Consider the following 9,518-nt stretch of genomic DNA (forward strand, 5'->3'; position numbering starts at 1 on the left):
ACTTTATTCCTCCAGTTGATGAAGACTACGGCTGCGAATTTCTGCTAGCAGCTGGTCTACGACCACGTTGACGTCTAAGCTTCCTAAGTCTTTACCGCGGCGAGTACGAACAGCAATTCTGCCTGATTCGACCTCTTTATCGCCACAGACCAACATATATGGAACCCGACGCAACGTATGTTCACGAATTTTAAAGCCAATCTTCTCATTTCTCAAGTCTGCTTTTGCTCTAATACCCACATCTTGCAGTTTTTTGGTCACTTGCTGAACATAATCAGACTGGCTATCGGTGATATTCATCACCACGACTTGTACCGGAGCTAACCAAGTTGGGAAAAAGCCCGCATATTCTTCGGTTAAGATGCCGATGAAACGCTCCATTGAACCCAAGATAGCCCGGTGAATCATTACCGGCACCTGACGATCATTGTTTTCGCCGATGTAAGACGCACTTAAGCGGCCCGGTAATGAGAAATCGAGCTGTACGGTACCACACTGCCACGCACGATCCAAACAATCATGCAAGGTAAATTCAATTTTCGGGCCATAGAACGCCCCTTCGCCCGGCTGATAATCAAACGGAATACCATTTTCAGTCAGCGCTGCCGCCAAGTCGTCTTCAGCACGTGTCCATAACTCATCACTGCCAATACGCTTTTCAGGGCGGGTAGATAGCTTGACGACAATCTTCTCGAAGCCAAAAGTGCTGTACATGTCGTACACCATCTTGATGCAACTGTTTACTTCATCACGGACTTGCTCTTCGGTACAGAAGACATGGGCATCATCTTGAGTAAAACCACGCACACGCATTAAGCCATGCAGGGCGCCCGAAGGTTCATTACGGTGGCAGCTACCAAATTCAGCCATACGCAGCGGCAGGTCACGGTAAGATTTCAATCCTTGATTAAAAATTTGTACGTGTCCGGGGCAGTTCATTGGCTTAATGCAGTACTCACGGTTCTCCGAAGATGTCGTGAACATATGCTCGGCGTAGTTTTCCCAATGCCCGGTTTTTTCCCACAGTACGCGGTCCATCATAAATGGGCCTTTCACTTCCTGATATTGATACTCTTTGAGCTTCATACGCACAAAGGTTTCCAATTCCCGGAAGATTGTCCAGCCATCGTTGTGCCAGAACACCATGCCTGGTGCTTCTTCCTGCATATGGTAGAGGTCGAGTTGCTTACCAATCTTACGATGGTCGCGTTTCGCCGCCTCTTCCAAACGTTGCAGATAAGCATTCAGTTGCTTCTTATCACCCCAAGCTGTGCCGTAAATACGTTGCAGCATTTTATTTTTGCTGTCGCCACGCCAATAGGCACCGGAAGTTTTCTGCAATTTAAAGTGATGGCAGAAACGCATATTCGGTACGTGGGGACCACGGCACATATCAACGTATTCTTCATGGTGATACAAACCCGGGCGGTCATCGCGGCTGATATTCTCATCAAGAATAGCCACTTTATAATCTTCGCCACGAGCAGCAAAAGTATCACGGGCTTCTTGCCAACTGACCTTTTTCTTGATCACGTCGTAATCTTTATCGGCAAGCTCATGCATCCGCTTTTCCAGCAGTGCCAAGTCTTCCTGCGTCAGAGTACGATCGATATCAACATCGTAATAGAAACCGTTGTCAATAACTGGACCAATAGCCATTTTGGTATCTGGCCAGAGTTGCTTGATAGCATGTCCCAGCAAATGCGCGCAGGAATGGCGAAGAATCTCCAAGCCTTCAGCATCTTTGGTGGTGATAATAGCCAATTGGGCATCGGATTCAATCAGATCACTGGCATCGACCGGTTCACCATTCACCCGACCAGCAATGCAGGCTTTTGCTAAGCCAGGGCCGATATCAAGAGCAACATCAAGGACAGAAACGGCATGGTCATAGTGACGCTGACTACCGTCAGGAAGGGTAATAACAGGCATTCTAATTCCTTATCTGCAGTGGTGACCCTCACGACAGATCACATGCAAGACATAATTATTGTTTGATTTCAGTGGGTTGCGTTATCAATTTAACCCACGCTTGTTAAATTGGCACACAACTTGGTACACAATCTGAATTTGTGACCCAGATCGCGTCATAAAAAGTGGTAGCTATATTATCACTACTTAATACAATGAGAAACACTATCCCCTTTTATCCTGCATAACGGTTTATCGGTAACCTGACGCTAGTATAAAATTAAGATACAGTAAGCAATGAACGTGCCTCATTGATACATGCATCAATCAATGATAATGATCACCGACAAAGTTATCATTCTCCAATAGCTCTATAATCGCCTTAATATCAATACCGTACAACCGAGGGGCAACAATTGCAGCGACAACCTGTTTCATCCTCCAGAATTCTGTCGATTGGTTATGATCCTGATAATCGCATGCTGGAGATACAATTTCGTGAACAAGGGACTTATCAGTATCTTGGTGTCCCTGAACGTGCTCATCAAAACTTTATGTCTGCCGTTTCGAAAGGCCGTTTTTTTGATGGTGTAATAAAAGGCAAGTTTTTGTGCCGCAAAATTGGATAGTACACAACTAGGTATTCCGTAAGTAACTCAAACTGAAACGGTCGCTTCAATGATAAATATTGCAGAGAAGCCTACCGTTTCAGGTATTGGAAGAAGATTCCTCCTCTGAATAGCGCCAAGTAAGTATAGGTGTCATACACAACAATGCTGACAGAAAACTTATTGTCGCAAATACTTTAATTTTTGCGATAGACCATTCCTCTGCAATCATAATAATCCCACAGCAGGTAGAGTCTCGATAAATGCAGCATCAACTGTATCTGGCATTGTCAGCTTTACCTGCATTCTCAATTCTATTCCAATGGTCATTGGATAAGCATGATTGTTGACGTAAACCCCATGGTATTACAGCCCAAAGACGCTATGACATCGACCCAATTAAGGGCCATTATTTGGCGAAATTTATCCATGTGGCGATGAATAACGCAGGCCAAGCCATTGAGAGAAAAATCATGTCTACATCATACTCGTGACTCAGTACGCCGTGTTTGTATAAGTTTCGTAAATGTACATAATTCAGCCAAAAATGATTTACATTACCGCCTATTGCTTTTGAGTAGCGCTGGGTGTATTGCTATTTCTACAGGATGTGCCCATAATAAATTTCCGTTTCCGTGTAGCAATGGTTACTGAAACGTCGCCCTGATTGTTCATTCAATCGGGGCGTTTTATTTTCTGGCTAAATGAATATATTTTTGTCAGATCGATTGCCAAACGGACTTGAACCTTTTTATCTTGATAAGATCAATCTTGCACAGCATCAGAGTCTTTTTCTTGCTGCATTCTCCGCGCTGAAAAACCATAATTCAGGTAGCCGCTTAGGATAAAAGCGAATCTCATAACTATCTTTGAGCGGGGCTAAACGCCAACGGGGGCGAACTTCTCGTTTCGGTTTTAAAAAACGTAGACGGCCGCGAGCACGTGCGGCTTGCGTATCCAACACCCAAGCTACAGAAGCTGATAATGGTTGGCGAACATACTCATCTTCAACGCTAATATCACAAATGCACAAAATCCTACTCCTCATAAAAACTGATGCTGACATAATTATTCTGGATAGAGGGCGTTGAACCAACCACTGCCCGCCAGACATTTGATCTGTATCACATAACTATGTGCCTGTCTGATAATGTCGGCTACGATCACCAACACTCTCCGCAACCTAAACTACCGTGAATAAGGACAAAATAGCCTTTTACCCAGAGTATCGCGTAAAGTGGCTAGGTTCCGTGATAATACTCCACACACGTAAGTTGAGCTGGCGTATGAGCCATTGCCTGATATCGTTTTTTTCGGGTTTGATTGATGTTATTTGCGGAGTAGGATCCATGCTAAGTATTTTCGAATTATTTAAAGCGGTTGGCTTAGGATTAGTATTGCTGCTGCCATTGGCAAATCCACTAACGACGGTGGCCTTATTGCTGGGGCTATCCGGTAATATGACCCGAGAGGAGCGTAATAATCAGTCGTTAATGGCGGCAATTTATGTCTTCTTTATCATGACTATCGCGTTTTATGCTGGTCAGGTCGTCATGAGCACATTTGGTATCTCTATTCCCGGTCTGCGCATCGCTGGCGGCTTAATTGTCGCGTTTATCGGTTTTCGTATGCTCTTTCCGCAACAATCAGCTGAAGATACTCAATTGGAGGCAAAATCCCAGGATTTGAAAAAACGGAAATCCATCAATATTGCCTTTGTACCGCTGGCAATGCCGAGTACTGCGGGGCCTGGTACGATTGCGATGATCATCAGCTCCGCCGCTACCATGAAAGACCAGACAATGTTTGCTCCATGGGTATTGGCCATCGCACCGGTAATCACATTCTTATGCGTCTCATTGATTCTGTGGGGATCTTTACTCAGCTCAGGAGCAATTATGCGCTGGGTTGGTAAAAGCGGCATTGAAGCAATTTCACGTTTGATGGGATTCTTACTGGTATGTATGGGTGTGCAATTTATTATTAATGGCGTATTAGAGTTGATCTCAACTTATCAACCTGTCATAGCTTAAATATCAAGACTCAGTAAATATAATTTCAAAGCAAAATAAAAAAGTAACTTACCGTAAAATTTAAAGTAAACGCTAGCCGATGTTACACCATCCATAAGCTACATCGGTTAGCGTTTTAGCATTACTCTGACATCGCCCGGTAAGCTGTATCCACTTTCCACAAGTAACGTGGAGCCTGTGCCGCCGGATGCTTCTTTTGTATATGCTGATAAAATTCGTTTGGGCTAAGACTATTAATTTTATTGACTGCCAGACGTTTATCTGATGAGAAAGTCCGCAGCATAGCACCCGCGCCATTCGCATAAGAAACGATTGTGGCATAACGTAATGTCTGCGGGTCGTTGATCCCCGCTAACTGCTGATTTTGTAGAATGTTGATATAAGCAGCACCAATATCAATATTCTTCACTGGATCTTTTAGCTCGCGCGAACTCGGTTGACCATTGCGCCCTTTCATCCGGTACGCATCACGCCCGGCGGTAGAGGCTTTAATCTGCATCAAGCCTACTGCATTGGATGTACTCACAACATCCGGGTTGTAACCAGATTCCACCTGGATAATCGCTTTAATCAGTGTTTCATCAACGCCGTAATGGCTCGCGGCTTGTTTAATGACGTCGCTATAAGCAACGGTAGTTGAACCGGTACTGCTTTTCGGTACGTTAAGAGAATTGCCCTGTGGCGTTTTTTTCAGCCACCCGTTATTCGCTTGTGGTGGTGGGGTTTGTTTAGCACACCCCGCCAACAATAAAATTGCCATTAGGCAACCGACTTTTGAATTCACAGTATTCCCCGTGCTGATAAGCCGTTTTGTAGCATATACAAGTTGTCACTCCGCCCAAATAGATTTTTTGGCCTAGTTTGTCCATATTCAACATAATGATCAGGCTATATTAAGTAACTATTGGTAAGTTTTAGTTTATTGTATAGGAAGGCTTGACTTCACCATTAATGATATTGATAATCATTTTCATTTAGAAAAAGAGAACATCGTGATGTTAATTAAGAAAAAAAGTCCTTATCTCAAAATGATAGAACGACTAAACTCCCCTTTTCTACGGGCTGCAGCCCTGTTTACAATTGTCGCATTCTCATCGCTGATCAGCACCGCTGTACTAGCAGAAAATAATCCCAACGATACCGCCAAGAAATTCAAAGTTGTGACTACATTCACAATTATTCAGGACATTGCACAAAATATCGCCGGTGATGCTGCCGTGGTGGAATCAATAACCAAACCGGGCGCAGAGATTCATGACTATCAACCTACCCCGCGAGATATTGTAAAAGCGCAGTCAGCAGACCTTATCTTATGGAATGGCATGAATCTGGAGCGTTGGTTTGAGAAGTTCTTCGAAAATATTAAAGATGTCCCTTCTACCGTCGTGACCGCAGGTATTACACCACTGCCTATCCGTGAAGGTCCCTATAGCGGTATTCCAAACCCGCATGCCTGGATGTCGCCATCAAATGCACTGATTTATATTGAGAATATCCGTAAAGCGTTAGTTGAACACGATCCCGCTCATGCAGAAACTTATAACCGTAACGCACAAGCCTATGCTGAAAAAATTAAGGCGCTAGATGCTCCACTACGTGAGCGCTTAGCCCGTATTCCTGCGGAACAGCGTTGGTTAGTGACCAGTGAAGGGGCATTTAGTTATCTTGCCAAAGACTATGGTTTTAAAGAGGTTTACTTATGGCCAATCAATGCAGAGCAACAAGGCACGCCACAACAAGTTAGGCACGTGATTGATATTATTCGCGAAAATAAAATTCCAGTGGTATTTAGTGAAAGCACCATTTCCGATAAACCTGCCAAGCAAGTGAGTAAAGAAACCGGTGCACAATATGGCGGCGTGCTATATGTTGATTCTCTGTCGGGTGAAAAAGGCCCGGTCCCCACTTACATCAGTTTAATTAACATGACTGTAGATACTATCGCTAAAGGATTTGGTCAATGAGTCACCCTGTTTTTGTCCGCCCTGAGCTGGTAGTGGATAACGTCACTGTCACTTATAACAATGGTCATACTGCCATTTATGACGCCAGTTTTTCACTAACGGGTGGGACGATTTGTGCACTGGTAGGTGTTAATGGCAGCGGTAAATCGACCCTATTCAAAAGCATCATGGGGTTAGTCAAACCAAGTGTGGGCAAAGTGGAGCTAAGTCACAAACCTATTAGTCATGCATTAAAGCAAAATACGATTGCTTATGTACCACAGACAGAGGATGTAGATTGGAACTTCCCCGTGCTTGTGGAAGATGTCGTGATGATGGGCCGTTACGGTAAAATGAATTTCCTACGAATTCCCAGTCGTGAAGACAAAGCCATTGTAAATAAATCCATTGAGCGAGTTGGATTAACGGCATTGCGTTCACGGCAAATTGGTGAGCTGTCTGGTGGCCAGAAAAAACGTGTTTTCTTGGCCCGAGCCCTTGCCCAGCAAGGCACACTCTTACTACTGGATGAGCCATTTACCGGCGTTGACGTCAAAACTGAAAATGCCATTATTGAGTTACTACAAGCTCTACGTGACGAAGGCCATCTGATTCTGGTTTCAACTCATAACCTAGGCAGCGTGCCGGAATTTTGTGATCACGTCATCCTGATTAATCAGACGGTGCTGGCTGCTGGCCCGACTGAAACGACATTTACCCAGAAAAACCTCGAGATGACCTTTGGCGGAGTATTGCGCCATATCAATCTTTCGGGGACGGCACTGCATGATGATAATGACCCGCGCACCGTCACCGTGATAACTGATGATGAGCGCCCTGCGGTATTTTATGGTCATACTAAAAATGATCCACCTGCACAAAGCCAGTCAAAGGAGCAAAATTCCTGATGCTGGAACTTTTACTGCAACCGTTTAATTATAATTATATGGTCAAAGCCATTTGGGTGAGTGCGATTGTAGGGGCAGTTTGTGCTTTTCTATCCGCCTACCTGATGCTAAAAGGCTGGTCGCTGATGGGTGATGCATTATCACACTCAGTCGTCCCTGGGGTTGCTGGGGCTTATGCTCTTGGTTTTCCCTATGCCGCTGGCGCTTTCTTTACTGGTATGCTTGCCGCACTGTCAATGACGCTAGTGCGCCACATTACCCGCCTACGTGAAGATGCCATCATCGGTTTTATCTTTTCTACCTTTTTTGCTGTCGGGCTTTTGATCGTTTCACTCAACCCCACATCGGTGAATGTTCAATCGATCATCTTCGGTAATATTCTGGGTATTGCTGATGAAGATGTCTTGCAGGTGGAAATCATTATTTTGGTTTCTTTTGTGATTTTATGTTTGATCTGGAAAGATTTGTTAGCGGTGTTTTTCGATGAAAGCCACGCCATGTCAATTGGTTTATCCCCACTGCGCTTAAAAATTTTATTCTTTACGCTACTGAGTGCCTGTACTGTAGCCGCCTTACAAACCGTGGGGGCCATTTTGGTGATAGCCATGGTCGTCACTCCGGGGGCAACAGCCTATTTACTTACCGATCGTTTCGGCCGTTTGCTCATTATCGCCATTGCAATTGGGGCTATTACCAGTGCTTTTGGCGCTTATCTCAGTTTTTATCTGGATGGGGCAACCGGTGGCGTTATTGTCACCTTACAGACACTGGTATTCCTGCTGGCCTTCTTTTTTGCACCCAAACACGGATTACTGGCAACCCGATACCGCACACGTTTGAAACGTCGTCATCCGCCGGTTCATCTTCCGGAGGATAACCTATGAATATGCTGTTCAGCTTGATCAGTGAGCCATTCACCTACCCCTTTATGCAGCGGGCAATTGTCGCGGCAATCGTCACTGGCGTAGTCTGCGCTATACTCTCTTGCTATCTGGTACTCAAAGGGTGGTCACTAATGGGAGATGCTATTTCTCATGCTGTGCTGCCAGGGATTGTTCTGGCTTTTTGGCTTGGTATCCCTCTGGTAATCGGCGCTTTTGTCTCAGGGATATTTTGTGCGGTGGCAACTGGCTATTTAAAAGAAAACAGCCGGGTTAAAGAAGATACTGTCATGGGGATTGTTTTCTCTGGCATGTTCGCGTTTGGCTTAGTGCTGTTCTCCCGTATAGATACTGACCAGCATCTCAGCCACATTTTGTTCGGTAATATGCTGGGGATTTCGCTGATAGAACTGAAACAAACTCTGTGGATCGCGGGTTTCACGCTGTTGGTGGTGTTACTAAAGCGTAAAGACTTTATGTTGTACTGTTTCGATCCAAACCATGCTCGGGTTATCGGGCTACCCGTTAAATTTTTGCATTACGGTTTACTTTGCTTACTGGCATTGACTATCGTCGCGTCATTGCAGGCAGTTGGCGTTATTCTCGTCATCGCCATGTTGATAGCGCCGGGTATTATCGCCTTTATGATTTGTCGTAGTTTTGATCAAATGCTGGTTGTCGCGACACTGGTTTCAGTGGTCGCCTGTGTTTTAGGTACGTTAATCAGTTTTCATATTGATGGTGCAACAGGCCCATGCATCGTGATTATTCAAGCTTTATTCTTTGTTGTCGCCCTCATTTACAACCATATAAAACCGATTAAAGACCGAAAAATGGCACCACTCACCAAGGCAGTAAATCCAGAAAATACAGCCCCGAGTAACCTGCCATAGCAGTGACGTTTCTATTTATATGCGGTGCTGTATGTCTATTATATAGCCCGCCTATTACCATCAACGAATGGCTGTCAGCATTAATGCCTGCGTGTTTTCTACAGTGATATTTTGTCGTGATACCGATATAACGTATCAACAACGTTAGCCTATTTTTATCTGATGCCATTTTATGCTTACGTCGTTTTATTCAAGTGGAGTTTTCTCTGGCGCGGTTATCCCTGTGCGCCAGCTCCTATTTTTCGCATCATAAAGACGTTAACCTAACGATGTGACTGATAGCGGATAAGGGGTGAATCTGTAAGTATCCCACCAAAACGACCCATTCATTTTTAGAGATC

Annotated in this window: 9 protein-coding genes and 1 pseudogene; 7 read left to right on the forward strand and 3 right to left on the reverse strand. The window is 44.6% G+C overall.

Features of this window, described 5'->3' with window-relative positions; genetic code table 11:
• Positions 1 to 3: 3 nt before the first annotated feature.
• Complete coding sequence (thrS, locus tag AC971_RS06295; RefSeq protein ID WP_025384062.1) at positions 4 to 1,932, reverse strand: threonine--tRNA ligase; 1,929 nt, start codon at positions 1,930 to 1,932, stop codon at positions 4 to 6.
• Between the two features lie 395 nt (positions 1,933 to 2,327).
• On the opposite strand from thrS, the gene AC971_RS21825 reads away from it, so the two are divergent.
• The gene (locus AC971_RS21825; RefSeq protein WP_002216696.1) at positions 2,328 to 2,540 is read left to right on the forward strand and encodes a KTSC domain-containing protein; all 213 of its coding nucleotides are present in this window, start codon (positions 2,328 to 2,330) and stop codon (positions 2,538 to 2,540) included.
• 760 nt (positions 2,541 to 3,300) lie between these two features.
• On the opposite strand, the gene AC971_RS06300 is transcribed toward AC971_RS21825, so the two are convergent.
• Positions 3,301 to 3,552 carry a hypothetical protein gene (locus AC971_RS06300; protein WP_025384063.1) on the reverse strand — a complete coding sequence of 84 codons (252 nt, stop codon included), beginning with the start codon at positions 3,550 to 3,552 and terminating at the stop codon, positions 3,301 to 3,303.
• Positions 3,553 to 3,868: 316 nt separating this feature from the next.
• On the opposite strand from AC971_RS06300, the gene AC971_RS06305 reads away from it, so the two are divergent.
• Positions 3,869 to 4,552, forward strand: a complete 684-nt coding sequence (locus AC971_RS06305) for a MarC family NAAT transporter (protein WP_025384064.1) — start codon at positions 3,869 to 3,871, stop codon at positions 4,550 to 4,552.
• Between the two features lie 121 nt (positions 4,553 to 4,673).
• Here the strand turns inward: AC971_RS06305 and AC971_RS06310 are convergent, their stop codons facing one another.
• Entirely contained in the window at positions 4,674 to 5,336 is a 663-nt protein-coding gene (locus AC971_RS06310) for a transglycosylase SLT domain-containing protein (protein WP_025384065.1), read from the reverse strand.
• A 211-nt stretch (positions 5,337 to 5,547) separates the two neighbouring features.
• Here AC971_RS06310 and yfeA point away from each other — a divergent pair, with 211 nt between their 5' ends.
• The 5 genes and pseudogenes from yfeA to AC971_RS21835 all read left to right on the forward strand — a co-directional run bounded on the left by yfeA (position 5,548) and on the right by AC971_RS21835 (position 9,452).
• Positions 5,548 to 6,516 (forward strand): iron/manganese ABC transporter substrate-binding protein YfeA, encoded by a 969-nt coding sequence (yfeA, locus tag AC971_RS06315; protein WP_025384066.1) that lies wholly within the window; start codon positions 5,548 to 5,550, stop codon positions 6,514 to 6,516.
• Positions 6,513 to 7,403, forward strand: a complete 891-nt coding sequence (yfeB, locus tag AC971_RS06320) for an iron/manganese ABC transporter ATP-binding protein YfeB (protein WP_025384067.1) — start codon at positions 6,513 to 6,515, stop codon at positions 7,401 to 7,403. Before yfeA ends, yfeB begins: the two co-directional genes overlap by 4 nt.
• The gene (yfeC, locus tag AC971_RS06325; protein ID WP_025384068.1) at positions 7,403 to 8,287 is read left to right on the forward strand and encodes an iron/manganese ABC transporter permease subunit YfeC; all 885 of its coding nucleotides are present in this window, start codon (positions 7,403 to 7,405) and stop codon (positions 8,285 to 8,287) included. Before yfeB ends, yfeC begins: the two co-directional genes overlap by 1 nt.
• Positions 8,284 to 9,177, forward strand: a complete 894-nt coding sequence (gene yfeD / locus AC971_RS06330; protein WP_025384069.1) for an iron/manganese ABC transporter permease subunit YfeD — start codon at positions 8,284 to 8,286, stop codon at positions 9,175 to 9,177. The genes yfeC and yfeD overlap by 4 nt, the downstream gene beginning before the upstream one ends.
• 67 nt (positions 9,178 to 9,244) lie before the next feature.
• Positions 9,245 to 9,452: pseudogene (locus AC971_RS21835) on the forward strand (hypothetical protein).
• The last annotated feature ends 66 nt before the right edge of the window (positions 9,453 to 9,518 follow it).

It is taken from the genome of Yersinia similis (assembly GCF_001053095.1).
GTDB classification, from domain to species: domain Bacteria; phylum Pseudomonadota; class Gammaproteobacteria; order Enterobacterales; family Enterobacteriaceae; genus Yersinia; species Yersinia similis.